This window comes from Clostridium sp. CTA-5 (genome assembly GCF_054768135.1).
Window position 1 is genome coordinate 181,575 of record NZ_BAAAAT010000002.1, and the last position, 19,013, is coordinate 200,587.

General features: G+C 25.6%; 15 protein-coding genes and 1 other annotated feature. Of the genes, 4 read left to right on the plus strand and 11 right to left on the minus strand.

From position 1 onward, the window contains the following. Nucleotides 1–654: 654 nt before the first annotated feature. A complete protein-coding gene (cls, locus tag ACYUET_RS06150) occupies nt 655–2,088 on the minus strand; it encodes a cardiolipin synthase (protein WP_460278430.1) in 1,434 nt (477 codons plus the stop codon). 266 nt (nt 2,089–2,354) lie between these two features. After that, nucleotides 2,355–2,612 (plus strand) — a binding site (T-box leader). Between the two features lie 310 nt (nt 2,613–2,922). On the opposite strand from cls, the gene leuS reads away from it, so the two are divergent. Continuing rightward, nucleotides 2,923–5,373, plus strand: a complete 2,451-nt coding sequence (gene leuS, locus ACYUET_RS06155) for a leucine--tRNA ligase (protein WP_460278431.1) — start codon at nt 2,923–2,925, stop codon at nt 5,371–5,373. A 35-nt stretch (nt 5,374–5,408) separates the two neighbouring features. On the opposite strand, the gene ACYUET_RS06160 is transcribed toward leuS, so the two are convergent. After that, nucleotides 5,409–6,158, minus strand: a complete 750-nt coding sequence (locus ACYUET_RS06160; RefSeq protein ID WP_460278432.1) for a polyamine aminopropyltransferase — start codon at nt 6,156–6,158, stop codon at nt 5,409–5,411. 443 nt (nt 6,159–6,601) lie between these two features. Here ACYUET_RS06160 and ACYUET_RS06165 point away from each other — a divergent pair, with 443 nt between their 5' ends. Beyond that, on the plus strand, nt 6,602–6,928 hold the full coding sequence (locus ACYUET_RS06165) for a HesB-like protein (protein WP_460278433.1): 327 nt from the start codon (nt 6,602–6,604) through the stop codon (nt 6,926–6,928). 119 nt (nt 6,929–7,047) lie between these two features. Here the strand turns inward: ACYUET_RS06165 and ACYUET_RS06170 are convergent, their stop codons facing one another. The 5 genes from ACYUET_RS06170 to ACYUET_RS06190 form a co-directional block, all read right to left on the minus strand. Next, nucleotides 7,048–7,743, minus strand: coding sequence for a hypothetical protein (locus tag ACYUET_RS06170; RefSeq protein ID WP_460278434.1), 696 nt, complete (start codon nt 7,741–7,743; stop codon nt 7,048–7,050). Between the two features lie 157 nt (nt 7,744–7,900). After that, nucleotides 7,901–9,235, minus strand: a complete 1,335-nt coding sequence (locus ACYUET_RS06175; RefSeq protein ID WP_460278435.1) for a vWA domain-containing protein — start codon at nt 9,233–9,235, stop codon at nt 7,901–7,903. A gap of 10 nt (nt 9,236–9,245) precedes the next feature. Beyond that, a complete protein-coding gene (locus ACYUET_RS06180) occupies nt 9,246–10,331 on the minus strand; it encodes an ATP-binding protein (RefSeq protein WP_460278436.1) in 1,086 nt (361 codons plus the stop codon). Between the two features lie 120 nt (nt 10,332–10,451). After that, entirely contained in the window at nt 10,452–11,231 is a 780-nt protein-coding gene (locus tag ACYUET_RS06185; RefSeq protein ID WP_460278437.1) for a hypothetical protein, read from the minus strand. 357 nt (nt 11,232–11,588) lie between these two features. Beyond that, nucleotides 11,589–12,383, minus strand: a complete 795-nt coding sequence (locus ACYUET_RS06190; RefSeq protein WP_460278438.1) for a GTP pyrophosphokinase — start codon at nt 12,381–12,383, stop codon at nt 11,589–11,591. Between the two features lie 204 nt (nt 12,384–12,587). Between ACYUET_RS06190 and ACYUET_RS06195 the strand changes: the two genes are divergently transcribed. Both ACYUET_RS06195 and ACYUET_RS06200 read left to right on the plus strand, forming a co-directional pair. Next, nucleotides 12,588–13,268 (plus strand): DUF2225 domain-containing protein, encoded by a 681-nt coding sequence (locus ACYUET_RS06195; protein ID WP_460278439.1) that lies wholly within the window; start codon nt 12,588–12,590, stop codon nt 13,266–13,268. 48 nt (nt 13,269–13,316) lie between these two features. Then, the gene (locus tag ACYUET_RS06200) at nt 13,317–14,285 is read left to right on the plus strand and encodes a methyl-accepting chemotaxis protein (RefSeq protein WP_460278440.1); all 969 of its coding nucleotides are present in this window, start codon (nt 13,317–13,319) and stop codon (nt 14,283–14,285) included. 100 nt (nt 14,286–14,385) lie between these two features. Here ACYUET_RS06200 and ACYUET_RS06205 read toward each other — a convergent pair whose 3' ends face one another. The 4 genes from ACYUET_RS06205 to tyrS form a co-directional block, all read right to left on the minus strand. Further along, the gene (locus tag ACYUET_RS06205; protein ID WP_460278441.1) at nt 14,386–15,078 is read right to left on the minus strand and encodes a metallophosphoesterase; all 693 of its coding nucleotides are present in this window, start codon (nt 15,076–15,078) and stop codon (nt 14,386–14,388) included. A gap of 101 nt (nt 15,079–15,179) precedes the next feature. Beyond that, nucleotides 15,180–15,437 carry an EscU/YscU/HrcU family type III secretion system export apparatus switch protein gene (locus ACYUET_RS06210; RefSeq protein WP_219780279.1) on the minus strand — a complete coding sequence of 86 codons (258 nt, stop codon included), beginning with the start codon at nt 15,435–15,437 and terminating at the stop codon, nt 15,180–15,182. Between the two features lie 123 nt (nt 15,438–15,560). Beyond that, nucleotides 15,561–17,480 (minus strand): flagellar hook-length control protein FliK, encoded by a 1,920-nt coding sequence (locus ACYUET_RS06215; RefSeq protein WP_460278442.1) that lies wholly within the window; start codon nt 17,478–17,480, stop codon nt 15,561–15,563. A 294-nt stretch (nt 17,481–17,774) separates the two neighbouring features. Next, nucleotides 17,775–18,995, minus strand: coding sequence for a tyrosine--tRNA ligase (gene tyrS, locus ACYUET_RS06220; protein ID WP_460278443.1), 1,221 nt, complete (start codon nt 18,993–18,995; stop codon nt 17,775–17,777). Between the last annotated feature and the right edge of the window lie 18 nt (nt 18,996–19,013).

Sequence of the window (19,013 nt, forward strand, 5' to 3'; positions counted from 1 at the left end):
CTTTAATATATATTCTAATTAAGTTAATACATTTATATTTTTTATTTAATTTTGTAAAAAATATAAATCTTTATTAATATTATCTCGTTAGAAGCTTATTATAAGAATATATAATAAATTTTCTATATAAGTTTCTCACTATACTAGTTAACGCATAATTAAAAAAATAAAAAGTCCATCTGCCAAGTCTATTTTCCATTATAGGAAGCTCGACTCGCATAAGCTCACTGAGTAAGCGATTCACACAAAATCATAGATTTCGCTTCTCTGCTCAGCAGCAAATTTGACTAATAGACTCACTATGATACCAATCTACTTTATTGCCTAACGAAAAATAATCAGGCCATTGGGGACTAATTATTTTCTTTCATATCCCTAATTAATAAATAAACTTTATTTAAACTTATATGTATTTTTTAAATGTTAATATAATAATTCTAAACTATATTTTAATATTAAGCTATGTTTTAAATATAGCTTATGCTTTAAATAAATATTAATATTATAAGATAGATACATATTCTTAGTCTTAAATCAATTAATCTACAGCTAAATAATTAGAATCTTTATTCAATAAAAAAATCCCAAGTCTAAAATTAAATTCTCTCTAGACTTAGGATTCTATATTTTTAAAATATTATTCTAATAAAATTATTATAATATTGGTGATAATAATCTTATTAAAGATTCTTTTATTCTCAGATAAATACTTCTATTTGCATGAGCTTCTATTGTTATTTCATCCGAAAATTCAATATCCTTCATAAATTGCTCTTCAATTTTTTTAGCTATTATTTCGTCATATATAAATGCATTCACTTCAAAATTTAATTTAAAACTTCTTATATCCATATTAGCTGTTCCTATTGATGCTACAGAACTATCTGCAACTATTGTTTTTGCATGAATAAATCCATTATTATAATAGTATACTTTTATTCCTGCATTTAACAACTCACCTATATATGAACTAGCTGCCCATTGCATGAAAAAGTGATCAGGATTTCCCGGAATAATTATTCTAACATCAACACCAGATAAAGCTGATATTTTTAATGCTTCAAGTATAGGTATATCAGGAACTAAATAAGGAGTTTCTAAATACACATTATCCTTAGCATTATTAATAAGTTTTATATAACCATTTTTTATATATTCTTCTTCATGGTCTGGTCCACTTGTTACAATCTGTATTCCTGTATCTCCAATATAAGATTCAGGCTCTGATAAATATTTTTCATAATCATCTATCTTTTCTGCTGAAGCATAACACCAATCTAACAAAAATCTTTCATTTAAAGAATTTACTGCTTCTCCATGTATTCTTACATGTGTATCTCTCCAAAATCCCACTTTACCGTCTTTATTTATATATTCTTTTCCAACATTGAATCCACCAACATAACCATATTTACCATCAATAACAACTATTTTTCTATGGTTTCTATAATTTATACGTGTATTTATATGAGGTAAAATCCCTGGGAAAAATATAGAAAATTTGCCTCCAGCGTTTAAATACTTTTTAACAGCTCTTTTAGTTAAAGTATGTGATCCCATACTATCAGCTAATAATCTAACTTCAACTCCACTTTCAGCTTTTTGGGTAAGTTCTTCTATTATAATTTTTCCTAGACAATCATTACGGAAAATATAGTACTCAACATGTATATATTTTTCAGCATTTTTAATATCTTCTATTAATTGCCTAAATTTATCTTCTCCATTAAAATATAAATCCACATCATTATTAGTCGTATATTGTGCTCCTGAATGATTAAAATTCATTTTTCTTAAATCAAAGAATCGTTCTCCTCCATCATGATAATTAGTATCTGACATATATTTACTAATTATATTTTTTCTTTTTATTTCATCAATCTGTGTTTTTTCCTTAAATATTTTTTGTCTACTTAAATTTTGACCCAATAAAAGATACAATACAAATCCAAAACCCGGTAACATGATAAATATTAATAACCATGCCCATGTTGTTGTAGGGTCCTTTCTTTCAAAAAATATTAGTGATAAAGAAAATATAATATTTAATATTAAAAAAATTACACCTAAACCAAATAGTATGTTCACTCTATCTCATCTCTTTTCTCTACGTTAATTTTTTAAATGAAATTATAAAAATTCATTTTTTGACACCTAAAGTATATGAAATAAAATAATCGATCAAATAGGATTATACTGGTCTATTATTTTTTTGAATGTTCCTAAACTCAAAGCGTCTTACTATATTGTATCATGATGCACTAAAGTTTGATTATATATTTTACACAAATTTAACTTTCTTGACTTTTTTATATTCTTTAATATATAATTATTTAAAATATAATTTAATATTAATATAAACTATGAATAGGAGTAGTAATATTGTCTATATCTTGAAGAGAGCTATTGGTTAGTGCAAAATAGTGATATAAATATATGAACTTGCCTAGGAGTTTACTTGCTAAAACAAGTACGGTAATTCCGTTATAATATCGAGTGAGAAAAATTAATTATCTTTTAGTATTATATACTATTAATAAATATGCTATTTATTAATATTTAATTTTTCTAATAAGAGTGGTACCACGGAAGTTATACTTTTCGTCTCTTAAGTTGAGATGAAGGGTTTTTTTTTATAATTAATTATATTTAATTTCAATAATTTTCTATGTTTTAAATAAAGGTTAATATTATAGTATAAGGGCGAACTGGCATTGGAATTTACTTTTTTAGAACTCTTAATGAAGATTTGTCTAATTTAACTGCTTGTCAACAATCTTTGATTGGGAGCATGCATTAATTGGACTAATATTTATTTTAGAGTTCTTAAAGTAAATTCCCCTGTCCATGAGCTTTATACTATAATATTGACTATATTTTAAAACATAACTACAAATTAACTAAGAGGAGGATTAATATAAAATGTCAAATTACGGAACATCTATCGATAAAAAATGGCAAGATAAATGGGAACATGATCAAACTTATAAGTTTGATTCTAGTAAATTAGATAAAAAGCTATATACACTTGAAATGTTTTCATATCCATCAGGAGCTCAATTACATGCAGGTCACTGGTTTAACTACGGTCCAGTAGATTCATGGGCTAGACTTAAAAGAATGCAAGGATATAATGTATTCCAACCAATGGGTTTTGATGCATTTGGATTACCTGCTGAAAATTATGCAATAAAAACTGGTATACATCCTCAAGATTCAACTATAAAAAATATAGCAAAAATGGAAGAACAATTAAAAGCTATGGGCGCTATGTTTAATTGGGAAAATGAAGTTGTAACATGTATGCCTGATTATTACAAATGGACTCAATGGTTATTCTTAAAATTATATGAAAAAGGATTAGCTTATAGAAAAAAAGCACCAGTTAACTGGTGTCCATCTTGTAATACAGTTTTAGCTAATGAACAAGTAGTTGAGGGATGCTGTGAAAGATGTGATTCTGAAGTTCAAAAGAAAGATTTAACTCAATGGTTCTTCAAAATAACTGATTATGCTGATGAATTACTTGATAAATTAGATGATTTAGATTGGCCAGAAAAAACTAAATCTATGCAAAAACACTGGATTGGAAGATCATACGGTGCACAAGTTACTTTTAAAGTTAAAGACTCAGATTTAAAATTTGATGTATTTACAACAAGAGTTGATACTTTAAATGGAGTAACTTATGTTGTTCTTGCCCCTGAAAATAAATTAGTTGATAAGTTAACACTTCCAGAATATAAAGAAGCTGTTGAAGAATATAAAGAAGCTGCTTCTAAACAATCTGAAATTGAAAGACAATCATCATCAAAAGAAAAGACAGGAGTGTTCACTGGTTCATATGCAATAAATCCTATAAACGGTAAAGTGGTTCCTATTTGGATTTCTGATTATGTATTAGCTACATATGGTACTGGTTGTGTTATGGCAGTTCCTGCACATGATGAAAGAGATTTTGCTTTTGCAACAAAATTTGATTTACCAATTGAAAGAGTTATCACTGATAAAGGTAATACTAATCCTAAGCTTCCTTATGGTGAACATGGTATACTTATTAATTCAGGAAAATTTGATGGTTTAAAAACTGATGAAGCAAAAATTAAAATTGTTGAAGAATTAGAAAAAGATTCTTTAGGTGAAATGAAAGTAAATTATAGATTAAGAGACTGGTTAATTTCAAGACAAAGATATTGGGGAGCTCCTATTCCAGTTATTTACTGTGATAAATGTGGAACTGTTCCAGTACCTGAAAAAGATCTTCCAGTTGAACTTCCTTACGATGTTGAATTTACACCAGATGGTAAATCACCATTAAGCAAATGTGAAGATTTTATAAATACTACATGTCCTCATTGTGGAGGTCATGCAAAAAGAGAAGCAGATACTTTAGATACGTTTGTATGTTCATCTTGGTACTATTTAAGATATCCTGATAACAAAAATACAGATGCACCTTTTGATTCTGAATTAATTAATAAGATGCTTCCAGTAGATAAATATGTTGGTGGACCTGAACATGCTTGTATGCATTTATTATATGCTAGATTTATAAATAAAGCTTTAAGAGATATGGGATATTTAAATTTTGATGAACCATTCTTAAGCTTAACTCACCAAGGATTAATCTTAGGACCAGATGGATTAAAAATGAGTAAATCAAAAGGAAATACTATTTCTCCTGATGATTATATTAAAGAATATGGTGCTGATGTATTTAGAATGTATCTAATGTTTGGTTTTGGATATACTGAAGGTGGAGCATGGAGTGATGATGGTATCAAATCTGTAGGTAGATTTGTTGATAGAATTGAAAGAACATTAGAACATTGTAGAGAAGTTCTTGAGTCTACTGAAAATGTTAAAGATACAATCGATAGTGCTGAAAAAGAATTAAACTTTTGGAAACATACTGCTATAAAAGGTGTTACTGAAGATGGAGATAAAATGCAATTTAATACTGCAATAGCGAGACTTATGGAACTTGTAAATGCATTTAATAAATATCTTCAAGAAAAAGTTAAGAATCCAAGTTTCTTAAAAGAAACTATAGTTGATTTCTTAAAATTATTAGCACCATTTGCACCACACTTTACTGAAGAACAATGGAGTTTAATTGGAAATACAACAACAATATTTAATGAAAAATGGCCAGAATTTGATCCTTCAGCTTTAGTTAAAGATGAAATTGAAATTGCTATCCAAATAAATGGTAAAATTAAAACTAAAATAAATATTCCATCTAACTTAACTGAAGAACAAATAAAAGAGGCTTCTTTAGAAAATGAAACAATTAAAGAAAATACAAATGGTAAAAATATTGTTAAAGTAATTGTTATAAAAGGAAGACTTGTTAATATAGTTGTTAAATAATAAAAAGAACTTATGCTAAAATAGCATAAGTTCTTTTATATTCCATCATTTAAAATTTCTTTAAATGCTAATAATATTTCTTTAACCATATCCTCATCTAATTGATTATAATATTTAATATAACCTGACATATCAAGAGATGTATAAAGCCTTTTACTCATTTCAACCCATACTTCAGGTATATATACCCATATTATATCTTCATATTTACAACTTAAAAGAAAATGTTCCATACCCCAAAATGTATATTCTTCTATATTATGCAATTCGTTAAATCTTTTATAATCCTCAACAACCTTTAAATCTAATTTATACTCATAAATATCAACATAAAAAAAGTCAAAGTTTTCTGGTTTTGCATTAAATGCGTCCCCATGTATAATCTTTATTTTTCTATTATCTCTAAAGTTTTCCTTATACATATTAATTACTTCTTCGCTTATTTCATATACAATTACTTCTTGTACTTTTGACTTTTGGGCAATTTTTTGAACTACGTATCCAAGACCTAGTCCTACAATACCAACTTTTCCTCTAGCAAATTTTATTACTTCATAAGAACTTTCTATTTCCTTAGGCGTAAGTCTCATTAAACTAACATCATCCTTTAATAATTGAACTACTGGAATATCATATTCATAGTTATTTTCATACATATACCCTTGTATGTCTTTCCCTAAACTATTATATTTTTCTATTTTATAATTTCCACAAATACTTTCATTTATCAAAGAATTATATTGCTGTATTTCCTGAAGTATAAAATCTTGATTATATGGTTTCATAAGTTTTTCCCTTTCAAATTATAGCTTAGACACATGAAAAAAATAATAAATTAAAAATGTGCCTTAATTATTACTTAAACAATGAATTTTTATTCATTAAATTCAAAACACTTATTGGTAAATTATATCATATTTTACATTTACACTCTATGTTTTAAATAATTTAGTCTTCTTTATAATTAGTATTTTTTTTAATTTTTCTATTAAAAATAAACAATATTAAACATTGTTATAAACTTATATAAGCATTATTTAAAATAAAATGTTTGTTTATATCTAAATTTATTTAATTATGTAACCTTATTTTAGGTATATTTATTCATTATTTTTTTAATATAATTAAATCTAAGAATTATGTTATCATCTTTATATTTTTAAATATGTATGTTATACTTATTTCGTTAACATTAAGTTAACCATTTTAATTTAAGCAGGTGATTTATATGAAAAATATTACTATAAGTGAAGAAGCTTATAATGAATTCAAAGGTTTTTTAGAAGAAAATAATATAAGCGATTTTAATATTAGAATAAACTTTGCTGGTTCTGCATGCAGTGGTCCTGTATTTAACATATCAGTTTCTGAACCTACTGATGCTGATGTAGTAGAAAAAATTAATGATATATCTTTCCTAATGGAAAAAACTTTAGTAGATGAATTTGGTGGATTTATAATCCTTTCTACTGATGAAAATGATGGAAGAGGATTAAGTTTGAAACCAGTTATAGCTCCTGAAGGTGGCTGTGGTTCTTGTGGTGGATGCCATTAATCTCTAGTCAAAATAGTTAAATTTCTACAACTACTTAAAATTAAGTAGTTGTAGTTTTATTTTTTCTACCTGATTTTCTACTTATATTTAGTTTACCTCTAATCATTAATACAAAACTTCTACTCTGTTTCATTCATTATTTCTATGTTATTAACATTTTTACTATCATCTACATTAAATTCAATATTAGTATAATCATTATTTATATTATATATTCCTTCTAACATATCAATCCAATAGTGATTCTTTATAATCTCTTTTTCTCTCTTTTCACCAGTAACATTTAATAACTTTTCTGAATTAAACTCTTCAAAATAATCATTAACTTTCTCAGTTAATTCACTCATAGTTTTAAAATTTTCAATATACTCTGGTGACAATGTTAACCCTAAATCTTTACTCTTCATTGTTTGATTTAAAATTATAGATAAGTAATCCTTCATTCTTACATATACATCATTTTCTAGTACTTTTTTAGTATCAATCTTTTTAGAAAACATTGAAAATGTATTATCTTTATAAGAAGCATACTGACCCCATAGTTCTATTATTTCACTTGTAATAATATCATAATTCTTGTATAACTTTAATAAGTCTTCATTTTTTATACATCCTTGTCCTATACTTACATTAAGTATATTCATATTACTTTCATTTCTTTGCCTTATATCTTCTATATTTATCTGAGACTCTTTGCCTAGCTGATATTTATATTTATTAATATTTAAATAACTGTAAATATTAATAATAATACTGATAAAGAGAAATATAATCAATATAGGTGTACAATCCTTTGTTCTTATTTTTTTATTCATATTATTCTCCCTTATATTGAAAATTATATAGGTAATTTTATCATATAATTTTTAATTTAACTACTTCATTTTATTATATTAAATTATTTTGTCATTAAACTTTAATATTTTTTTCATATAATATCAAAATTTACAATTAAACTTATGTTTTAAAATATTATCTAGCCCAGTCATGAATAACCTCATTAACCATCTGTAATCCTATATTTCCTTCAATAGCTTCTTTTCTTTCTGTATAAATCCTTTTTACTTCACCATAAGAATGTTTTAATGAAAAATCTTCATTTCCAATTAAAACCCATAAAGTCTTTTTATTCACCGGTTTTACAGTTAATTCTTTTTCTCCAACTCCATCGGTAAAATATATTAACACAGAATTCTTTAAATTGTTTTCTAATATATATTTAAACACTGGAGTAAATGCTGTAGATCCATTATTTTCGCTTCTTTTTTTTATATCTTTCTCATTTTTTAATCTATAAATTCTTCTAATGCTATCATCACATTCAATAATAGTAATTTTATTTTGTGTGGTTCTACTTATATATAGTATTTCAAGTAAAATTTTATGAATATCATCATCTTTTATGCTTGCACTTATATCTATTGCAACTATTAATTCTGCCTCATTCTTAGGAAGTCTTCCTCTTAAATCTAATCTTTCCTGTTGCCTTCTATCTCTTCGCATTATAGTTTTCTTATATCCACACCTTACATATGGCAAAATATTTTTAAGTACAACTTGCCAAGGAATCTCTGCTTTTTCTTTGTAGCCTAAGATTATTTTTTCAAAATCTCCTGGCACATTTTTATCATTTATACTCAATGCTGTTTTTTTAGTTAGACTTTTAATATCCTCTTCTGATATATCTATCTCTTCCCATATATCATGAGCACTTTCAAAATTAATTTCATTATAATTATCATCATTTTCCATGACTTTCGTTTCTTTAATCCTTGATTTTATTGACCTATATATTTCTGCTCCATATTCTTCTACACTTCTATCGTCTTTTAAACTTAAATTGTATTCCATATTTACAGAATTAATTTTTTTACTCCACGAAGGAAGATTTTTTATATATTGATTTATAGAGATATCTAAAGCAACATTTACAGCTTCTTTATTTAAATTATATTTCATTCTTTTTTCTCTCTCAAAATGTGAATTCATTATATGATAAATTTCATGTTTAAATAAAGCTGCCATTTCTTTTTTTTCACATTGTAAAAAAAGTACTGGATTAAAATACATATTAAATCCATCTCTTTTAGGTATTGTTGCTATTGGATAAGTTATATCTATACGTATTCCTCTCTTTACTTTCAACATGAATTGTCCAAAAAATGAATCTTCACTTTGCAATAAATTAAGAATAATATCCTCAATTAATTCAAAAAACTTTTTATAAAAAGTACTATTGAATTCATTTATATTTTTTATCCTATAAGCTGTTTGTAATAGTTCCTCTCTTCTTTTATTAAAATCCATAATTTATCTCCTAATTAAATATATTAAAAAAGCTCTCTATGAATTCATCTTGATCTAATAAAAGCTCATATATACCACTTTTATAATCTCTTTTTATTTCTTTCATTATTCCAAGCCTTAAATCTCTTGGATATAAATCTAACATTTTAGAAAATAATATTAAATTTTTTTCAGAACGATTATTTTCTATGAAATTAAGTGAATTTTTAGCTAATATATATAATCTTGAATGATTTTCATTCTTTATATTTTCCTTTAACTCAAAACTTAAAATTTCATTTTCAAATAAATCTTCTACTTTAATTAAAGGTTTCTTTATGTGTAATAGAAATTCACCTAAATCATTTGCAATATTAACTCCAACGTTTCCTTTAACAGTATTTAAAAATATATTAAAATCATATTTTTCTTTATTGTTTAAATAAACATTATAAGCTTTTGATACTCTATGCCAACTTCTAGGTGTTGCCTTTATGCTCTCTTCTGAATTTGGTGTATGTAAATATTGTGGAAATGTTGATATAAATTCTATTATATGTTGATTTATATTTCCACCTTCGCTCATTCCCCACTTTATCCATTCCTTTACATCTGAATCCATCTCTATCCATACAAACCTATCCTCTTGCGCTGGATCCATATCTACTACTTCATATTGACTATCAGTAAAGCCATCATACTTATTTGAAGGATTCATGGCAGCAATTACTTTAACCCTTTCATCTAAAACATATCCATTTATTTCTCTGTTTAAAATAAGATTCATAAGTTCTTGTGATACTGCATGATCACATCTATTAAGTTCGTCAATAAATAATATTACATTTCTCTTTTCATCTTCTTCTAATGCTTTTTTTATTTCAATAAGCTTATGATGAGTAGCGTATATAGTTTCTCTATTTTGTACTACAGGTAATCCCCCTATTTCTCCTTCTTTTAATAAATTAGCATCTATTGTAATTAAATATGCATTATTATCTCTTGCTATTTCCTTAACTAAAGATGTTTTACCTATTCCACTTTCTCCAATTATTAAAGGAACATCTTGTGAATTTATAACTAAATCAACTGTTTTTAAAGTTTCTGAATAATTCAAACTGTTTTCTCCTCTCTACATATTTATGCTGTTCATGCATAATTACTTCTACCACTTATCTTATAATAAGCTCTTAATATAACTAAGAACTTTGTTTATAGTAAAATATTAACGCTATGTTTAATATGATAATTTATAATCTACTAATAGTTTTTTGGCAGTTATAGATCCATATTCTTGAACGAATTTAATTTTATTCATTTCTAATATTTCTAATTCTAAAAAATTTTTAATATAATCTTTATCTATATTTTCTTCTTTAATTTTATCCATTAATACTTCTACCACTAAATCAATATCTATGTTTTCATATATATATTTAACAACACTTATATTTTCATATATAAATACTTTCATCTCATCTAAATCATAATTAGATATATAATTTATTGCTTCAGCATCAGATTTTATTGCCTCAACTTTAGCTTTTAATGTTGGATTTTTAATATATCTAATAGCAACATAATAATTTTTAATAGCTGCAATTTGTACTTCTTCAGATGGATTATCAATATATTTAATAGCGTCATAATCTTTTGTTACAGCTAAAATTTGTAATTCTTTACTTGGTTTTTTTACAAACTGTATTGCCCATCCTTTAGTTTTAACAGCGCATTCTATAATTTTATTTGTTGGATTTTTTATTAACCCCAAAGAATTCCATAATGCTTTTACTGAAATAATTCCTACCTCTTCATCAATATCTTCAATATGTTGTACAGATAGAGCATTATTTTTTATTGCTTCTAATTGAACTTCCTTACTAGGATTTTTAATATATTTTATATTATTTCCATTATTTTTAACTATGAATAATTTAAATTCATCTTCAACATTTTCAATTTTTTGAATATATTGAGGTTCATCTTTTAACTTATCAAATAAATCTTCTTTTTTCATAATATACTCCTCCTTTTTATCAAAAATAAAGTTGCTAAACCACATTTCAGTATAGAATTAATGTATAAATCTTTACGAGATTTTTAAAATATATAATGCTAAATTTCATCATTAAAATTCTATAATTTTCTCAAAACAAAAAAGTCACTTTGCCATGCTTTCATAAAGTTTATTTCTTAACTTTTAATTTTCAACTATCAATTTTTAACTAAATATTTATCTAAATCTATATTTGATTAACATTTTTAATTTTTTATTTAGATACTACTTTTAATATACACCTTATTGTTGTAATTTAGTAAAATATTTACTAAACAAAAAACTATGTTTGATTTACATACCAAACATAGCTTTAAATTATTGTTCTCTATACTTTTCTATATCTCTCTTTACTGAAAATAATAAATTATTTAGCTCCCAAACTTCTCCATCTTCAATAAGTTTATTTAACATTTTTTCATACCTTGCAGATTCTACTTCTTTACCTAATGAACTTAAAGTCAATAAAGAGTTCATTATATTTGATATCAAACTAGACTTAACTTCAAATAATTTTTGTGCATCTTTAATTTCATCTTTAATTTGGAGCATTTCCTCATCTAATCTAAATGCTGCATCTGCAGAACTTTTAAGTTTTTCTTTTAATTGATGTGGTATGTTCTTCTTATACTTATAATTAAGAGAATGCTCTATAGTAGCCCAGAAATTCATAGCTAGAGTTCTTATTTGAAATTCTGCTAAAATTTCTACTGGACCTTCTGCCATATTTACTTGATACTTAATTATCATATGATAGCTTCTATATCCACTTTCTTTCACATTTCTTACATAATCCTTCTCATAAAGAATTTGCATATCTTTTCTTCCTCTTAATAGTTCAACTACCCTGTCTATATCATCCACAAATTGACACATTATTCTTATTCCAGCTATGTCTTCTAATTCATATTTAACACAATCTATAGGTATCTCAAATTTATTGGCTTTTTCTAATATACTAGAAATTTCTTTTACTCTACCTGTTACAAATTCTATTGGTGAATATTCATTTTTTCTTCTGTATTCTTTTCTAATAGATCTAAGTTTTACCTTAAGTTCATCTACTGCTTGTTCATAAGGCATTAAAAAACTTTTCCAATCGTTTATCGCCATAAATACCATCCTTTTAATTGTCATTCATATTTATTATATCAAAAAGTTCAATTTATGTGTATTGATTTCAATATTAGATAGTTTTATTTTTTTTATTATCTAATTATGTTATAATTTAATAACTGAACATAAGTTTTTAACATATAATTTAAATACAAAATATTTATATACTAAATATTTTTTATCATCAGGAGTGAACAATAGATGAACAATATTGAAATAAAAAATCATTTATTTCAAAAACAAGTTACATGCCCAGTATGTAATAATATCTTTAAGGTTAATCTAATAAAAACTAATTCGCCAAGAATATTATCTAGAGATTCTGATTTTTTTATACGATATTCTGTAGCTAATCCTTATTTTTATGATGTATGGGTATGTAACAACTGTGGATATGCAGCACTTAAAGCAGATTTTAATAGTCTTAAAAAGCATCAAAAAGATCCTATTTTAAATGAAATTCAACCAAAATGGAAACCAAGAGTTTATCCAGATATAATAACAGAACAATTAGCTATAGAACGCTATAAATTAGCTCTGATAAGTGCTATAATTCTTGGACTTAAGGATAGTACAAAAGCTATAATTTGTTTGAAAATTTCATGGATGTATAGACTTTTAGAAATGGAAAAAGAAGAATTGCGCTTCTTAAATAAAGCTTTGATTGCTTTTAATGACGCATATATCAATGAAGCATTTCCTATGTATGGTCTTCAACGGGATTCTACTATGTATTTAATAGGTGACTTAAATAGACGAATTGGTAATTATCAAGAGGCTTTAATATGGTATTCTAAAACTATAACCTCTTTGGGTGCTTCATATAAAATTAAAGAACTAGCTAGAAATGGTCGAGATATAATTAAAGAAACTAATGTTTAAACGTATGATTGTATAAATATTAAGAATTATTCAAGGGGGATATATTATATGAGCATTTTCAGAAAAAAAGAACAAACTTCAAATACTAACAATTTAAACAATACTCAAGAAATAGGCATAGCTGCTACTAATACTAATTCAAAATTAACTAAAATAGGTACTGATCTTTCAGAATTAATGGATGAAAGTTCTAAAATACATCAATCAGTTGACAGTATAAGTTCATCATTATCAAATTTAGCTGATTCAACAGTATCTGAGCATAGGGAAATAGTTAATGCTACAGATATGCTTCATAACTTTAGAGGAAATATGGAAGAATTAGCTTTTAATATAAGTACTGTTCATTCCCAAGTACTAGATACTGATAAATTAGCTGATAATGGTATAAATTCTATAGAAAATCTTGATACTTCATTAAACGAACTTCAAGATGTTTTTACTACTTCAACAACAACAGTTAATGCTTTAGTTAGTAAATTAGAATCTGTTAATAGTATTACTGATTCTATCAGTCAAATAGCAAGTCAAACTAATCTTTTATCATTAAATGCTGCTATAGAAGCTGCTAGGGCTGGTGAGGCTGGAAAAGGCTTTTCTGTAGTTGCTGGTGAAGTAAGAAAACTTGCTGAAAATTCAAAACTTGCTGTTCAAAGTATAACTAGTATACTAGAAGAAATCAAAGTAGATATTATAAATGCATCAAATGCTATGAATGCTGGAAATTCTGCTCTAGCTACTCAACATAATTCATTAGAATCTACAAAAGGCAGCTTTAAAAATATAAAATCTGCTATCGTAGAAACTGTTGATGAAATTACTACTAGTATTAATAATTTAACTACAGCATCATCTGAAAAAGATAAAATTATTAATTCTATTGAAAAAATAAATGAATTTACAGCTGAAAATTCAGCCGTAACTCAAGAAATTGCTGCAAATTTAGAAAAGCAATCAAATTCAATTAATAAGTTTAATAATGCATTAAATAATTTAAGTAAAAATATTTCTGAATAATATTAATTTTTATACAAACAATTATTTCACTATATTTAAAATACAATTTTTAGTTTAAGACGAATATTAAAAAGGCTTTAACATTTAAAATGTTAAAGCCTTACTTTATAATAAGTTTAGGTGAAAAATCAATATAATCTGCTGATGATAATATATATTCTATTCCATCAACATTCCCTTCAAGTAACTTTCCTTTTAAAGATGGTCCATGTAAGTGTCCATATATAACTTTTTTTACATTATATTCTTCAAAAATTTCAATAAAAGCTGACTTTTGAAATTTTTCATTACTTGGTGGATAATGAATCATAACTATAATATCTTCAAATCCATTGTTTTTTGCTGATTCTATAGATAATCTTAATCTTATCTGTTCCCTTTTATAAATCTTTTCATCTTTTAATGAATATTTTTCCCCACCTGGACAAATCCACCCCCTAGTTCCACATATAGCATAATTTTCATATGAATAAAAATTATTTTGAAGGAATTTTGTTTTTTCATACTTATTATTTAATTTTGATATACTTCCCCACCAATAATCATGATTTCCCTTACTTATAATTTTTCTTCCCGGTAATGAATCAATCCAATCTAAATCAAATTTACTATCTGATTCTTTTAAGGACCATGAAATATCTCCTGCTATTAAAACCGTATCTTCTTCTTGTACCTTACGAATCCAATTGTCCTTTATTTTCTCGCAATGATTCACCCAATTATCACCAAAAATATCCATTGGTTTTTCGAGATTAAATGCTAAATGCAAATCTGAAATGGTATAAAGTGCCATATCGTGTATCACCTTTCTATTTTCCAAATAATATAATTATTAACTATGTCGGTTTATATTTCTCACTATAACCTTTTACTTAAACATAACACAGATACTAATTATATCATCTTATCTATATCTGTAACAAATGCTATTACATGAGCTACTGCTTCATATAGTTCTGTTGGTATTTCATCACCAACATCTACATTGCAAAGTAATTCTGTCAACTCTTTATTATACACTATTGGTACTTCATTTTCTTCTGCTCTTTGAATTATTTTATCAGCAATATGCCCCATTCCAGAAGCTGTTATAACAGGTGCATCACTATTTAATTCATATTTAAGAGCTGCCGCTTTTTTCCTTTGAGTCATACTTTTCACCTACTCCACAAATACTTATTTAATCTTATTAATTAACTATATTTTAATTAAATATTAATATTGTAGTATAAACATATTATTTTAAAATATATTCTATTAATTAGATTAAGCTTATTATACCTTAATATCAATACTAGAAATACTTAAATCATTAAAAAATTCACCACAATTAACTAAATTCATATTCTCTTCTTTTAATGATACTTTAACGGTTGAATTCAAGCCCAATGTTTTTAATCCATCTATTAATTTATTTTTATTATTGTTTAAAGTTGACACATACTCATTATAACATTTTAATACTATATCCATGTTGTTATTTCTTAAAGTTAAATACCCATCTACTTCACCTAAATTTATTGTTTTAACAGTCACTATCATTTTTGCATTAGTTTTATCTAATTTTTTTCCATCTTTTCTATTATCTTTTATAACTAATTTACAAGGATATTCTTGCGCATTTACATTTACAGGGACATTCAAGTAATAATATTCATTACTTATAGAATTAAAAACTTTAAAATCACTAATATTATTCTTTATAAATTCCATTGCTTTTTCATATCCAATATTTTTATTTTCAATATTTCTTATAATATCTTTTACAACATCTCGTATTCCATTTATTTTATTCAGCATATCTTCTTTTACAACATCTTTATTGGAAAATATTGTTGAGTCTTTTAATTTTATATCATTATTAAGTTCACTTTTTACTAGAGGTAGTGAAGTATCCTTATTAATTGGAAGAGTTTCTAACTTCTCCGGGCCCACCTTAGACATTTTCACCTTTCCATTATCATCCAATTGAATTTTATACTTTATTAAGTTATTAAGTCTTTCGAACTCTTTATCTGTAAGCTTAATATCTTTTTCTAATCCACTACTTAATGCTTGCTCTAAAATTTCTTTTCCATTTTTCTCAAGAGATTTTAATCCATTCTCCTTAATATTTTCTAATGATAATTCATTCTTCTCTAAACTTGTCTTTAATAAATTTATCACATCATCATCATCTAATTTAGAAACTAATGAACTTAATTCATTAAAATCTTTAGTGGATAAAGATTCTGCTCTTGAATCAACAATCTCCTTAAGCGAATAATTAAAAATTTCTTTATTCTCACCTGATATACTTTTTAATAATGATAGCATACTTACTTTATTCTTAGAATTATCATTTGAATCGTATAACTTAGATATTAGGGAATTTATATTATTATTTTTTTCTGTTTTATTATTTATTTCTTTATCAACATTTGTATTATCAATCTTTGTGCTATCAACTATAACATCTTTATTTTGTAATTTATCTAATTTACTATCTGGAACTTCCAATTTAGAAAGTAATTCAGCAAGTGATTTTTCTATAGACATATCCCCTTTAAATAATTTATTAAAACTCTCTATATTTTCAGCTGAAAAATCAATATTATTTTCTAAGAACAAAATAATTTCTTCACTAGACATATTTTTAAAAGCTTTAAAGAATTCACTTAAATTTTGCTTTATTAATAAACCTTTAGGCGTAGAACTATCTATCCCCTTACTTTCAAGATAATTTTGTATAAATGAATCTATTTCATCTGAATTTGATTTTATATTTTCATTAAATTCAATTAACCCTTTAACTTTATTTATATTTTCTCTTGTTAAAGGCATATTATGTTTAAGCATTTTTTCTAAAATTTTAATATCTTCACTTGAAAGTCCTTCTTTATCTATAACTTCCTGAAAAACTTCATCAGTCGTTTGAGATTTATTTGATTCACCTTTCACCAATTTTAATTTTAATTTACCATTTTGAAAATCATCTACTTCAAATTTCATTAATTTTAGGTCATCTAAATTCACATTTTCATCAACTTCCGCAATAAATTGCCATCCATCTGCTAATCTTATAGTAATATCTTTTCCTTGACCTTTTGAAACGACTCTTCCAGTAAATCTTTCTCCAACCTCAAATGTTAATTTACTTGAAACTTTTTTTGTATTATTAGTATAAACATTATTTACATTCCAAATCCCTGGCATATATTTTCCCCTCCCCTAACTTTTTTACTATATGTAAATCATCAAATATTTTTTCTATATTTTTATGTAATTAATTAATATATGTAATAATTCTATTTTTATTGTAACAGCTGTACCATTCCTGGTTAACGTATTCTAACATTCTATTTTTAATATACTATATAATTATCGTCTTATTAAAGAATAAATTAACTTTTCTTGTCATTATTATATATAAAAATACCCTATAGAATAGATTTTTTACTTATCCATGCTATAGGGTACATTTAAAATATCGCTCTTAATTAAAATATATTATTTTATTTCTATTTTATTATAATTTTTCTTTCCTCTTTTTATTAATGCAGCACCATCTTTAAAATCATCTTCAATTAAAGTTCTAGAAATCTCAGTAACTTTTTCACCATTAATTGATAAGCCACCTTGTTCTATTAATCTTCTACCTTCTTTTTTAGATGGTACAATTTTAGTACTTGCTATTATATCTAAAAGAGATGAACCTAAATCTTCTTTTGATATAGTTACTGTTGGTACATTTGACATATCTGCACCACCTGAGAATAAAGCATTTGCAGCTTCTTCTGCTTTTTTAGCTTCTTCTTCACCATGTACAAGTTTTGTTACTTCAAATGCAAGAATCTTCTTAGCTTCATTTATTTCTGCACCTTCTAATGCACCAAGTCTTCTTACTTCATCCATTGGTAAGAATGTTAATAAAGCTAAACATTTTTCTACATCTGCATCATCAACATTTCTCCAATATTGATAGAAATCAAATGGAGATACCTTATTAGCATCAAGCCATAATGCTCCACCAACAGTTTTACCCATCTTTTGTCCTTGGCTATTAGTTAATAATGTGCAAGTCATAGCCATTGCATCACCTTGAGCTTTTCTTCTTACAAGTTCAACACCAGCAATCATATTAGACCATTGATCATCTCCGCCTAATTCCATCTTACAACCATATTTTTGATTTAGAACATAGAAATCATATCCTTGCATTAACATATAGTTAAATTCTAAAAATGATAATCCTTTTTCTAATCTTTGCTTAAAGCATTCAGCTGATAACATTCTATTTACTGAAAAATGAATTCCAACTTCTCTTAAAAAGTCAACATAATTAAGATCTAATAACCAATCTGCATTGTTTACTATTAAAGCTTTATCATCAGAAAAGTCTATAAATCTTTCCATTTGTTTCTTTATAGAATCAACATTGTGTTGAATTTGTTCCTTAGTAAGCATCTTTCTCATATCAGTCTTACCACTTGGATCTCCAACCATTGCTGTTCCGCCACCTAACAATGCAATTGGTCTATGTCCTGCTCTTTGCATATGTGCCATAAACATCATAGCTATAAAGTGACCTACATGTAAACTATCTGCTGTTGGATCAAATCCTATATAAAAAGTTACCTTCTCATTTTCTAATAATTTTCTTGTTTCTTCTTCATGAGTGAATTGTTTTATATACCCACGATCCAGTAACTCATCTAATACATTTGCCATTACTATAAAACCTCCTAA

Excerpts from the sequence above, each read along its gene's own strand:
- leuS (WP_460278431.1), top strand. The coding sequence starts at position 2,923 with ATGTCAAATTACGGAACATCTATCGATAAAAAATGGCAAGATAAATGG.
- ACYUET_RS06160 (WP_460278432.1), bottom strand. The coding sequence starts at position 6,158 with ATGAAACCATATAATCAAGATTTTATACTTCAGGAAATACAGCAATAT.
- ACYUET_RS06165 (WP_460278433.1), top strand. The coding sequence starts at position 6,602 with ATGAAAAATATTACTATAAGTGAAGAAGCTTATAATGAATTCAAAGGT.
- ACYUET_RS06170 (WP_460278434.1), bottom strand. The coding sequence starts at position 7,743 with ATGAATAAAAAAATAAGAACAAAGGATTGTACACCTATATTGATTATA.
- ACYUET_RS06175 (WP_460278435.1), bottom strand. The coding sequence starts at position 9,235 with ATGGATTTTAATAAAAGAAGAGAGGAACTATTACAAACAGCTTATAGG.
- ACYUET_RS06185 (WP_460278437.1), bottom strand. The coding sequence starts at position 11,231 with ATGAAAAAAGAAGATTTATTTGATAAGTTAAAAGATGAACCTCAATAT.
- ACYUET_RS06190 (WP_460278438.1), bottom strand. The coding sequence starts at position 12,383 with ATGGCGATAAACGATTGGAAAAGTTTTTTAATGCCTTATGAACAAGCA.
- ACYUET_RS06195 (WP_460278439.1), top strand. The coding sequence starts at position 12,588 with ATGAACAATATTGAAATAAAAAATCATTTATTTCAAAAACAAGTTACA.
- ACYUET_RS06200 (WP_460278440.1), top strand. The coding sequence starts at position 13,317 with ATGAGCATTTTCAGAAAAAAAGAACAAACTTCAAATACTAACAATTTA.
- ACYUET_RS06205 (WP_460278441.1), bottom strand. The coding sequence starts at position 15,078 with ATGGCACTTTATACCATTTCAGATTTGCATTTAGCATTTAATCTCGAA.
- ACYUET_RS06210 (WP_219780279.1), bottom strand. The coding sequence starts at position 15,437 with ATGACTCAAAGGAAAAAAGCGGCAGCTCTTAAATATGAATTAAATAGT.
- ACYUET_RS06215 (WP_460278442.1), bottom strand. The coding sequence starts at position 17,480 with ATGCCAGGGATTTGGAATGTAAATAATGTTTATACTAATAATACAAAA.
- tyrS (WP_460278443.1), bottom strand. The coding sequence starts at position 18,995 with ATGGCAAATGTATTAGATGAGTTACTGGATCGTGGGTATATAAAACAA.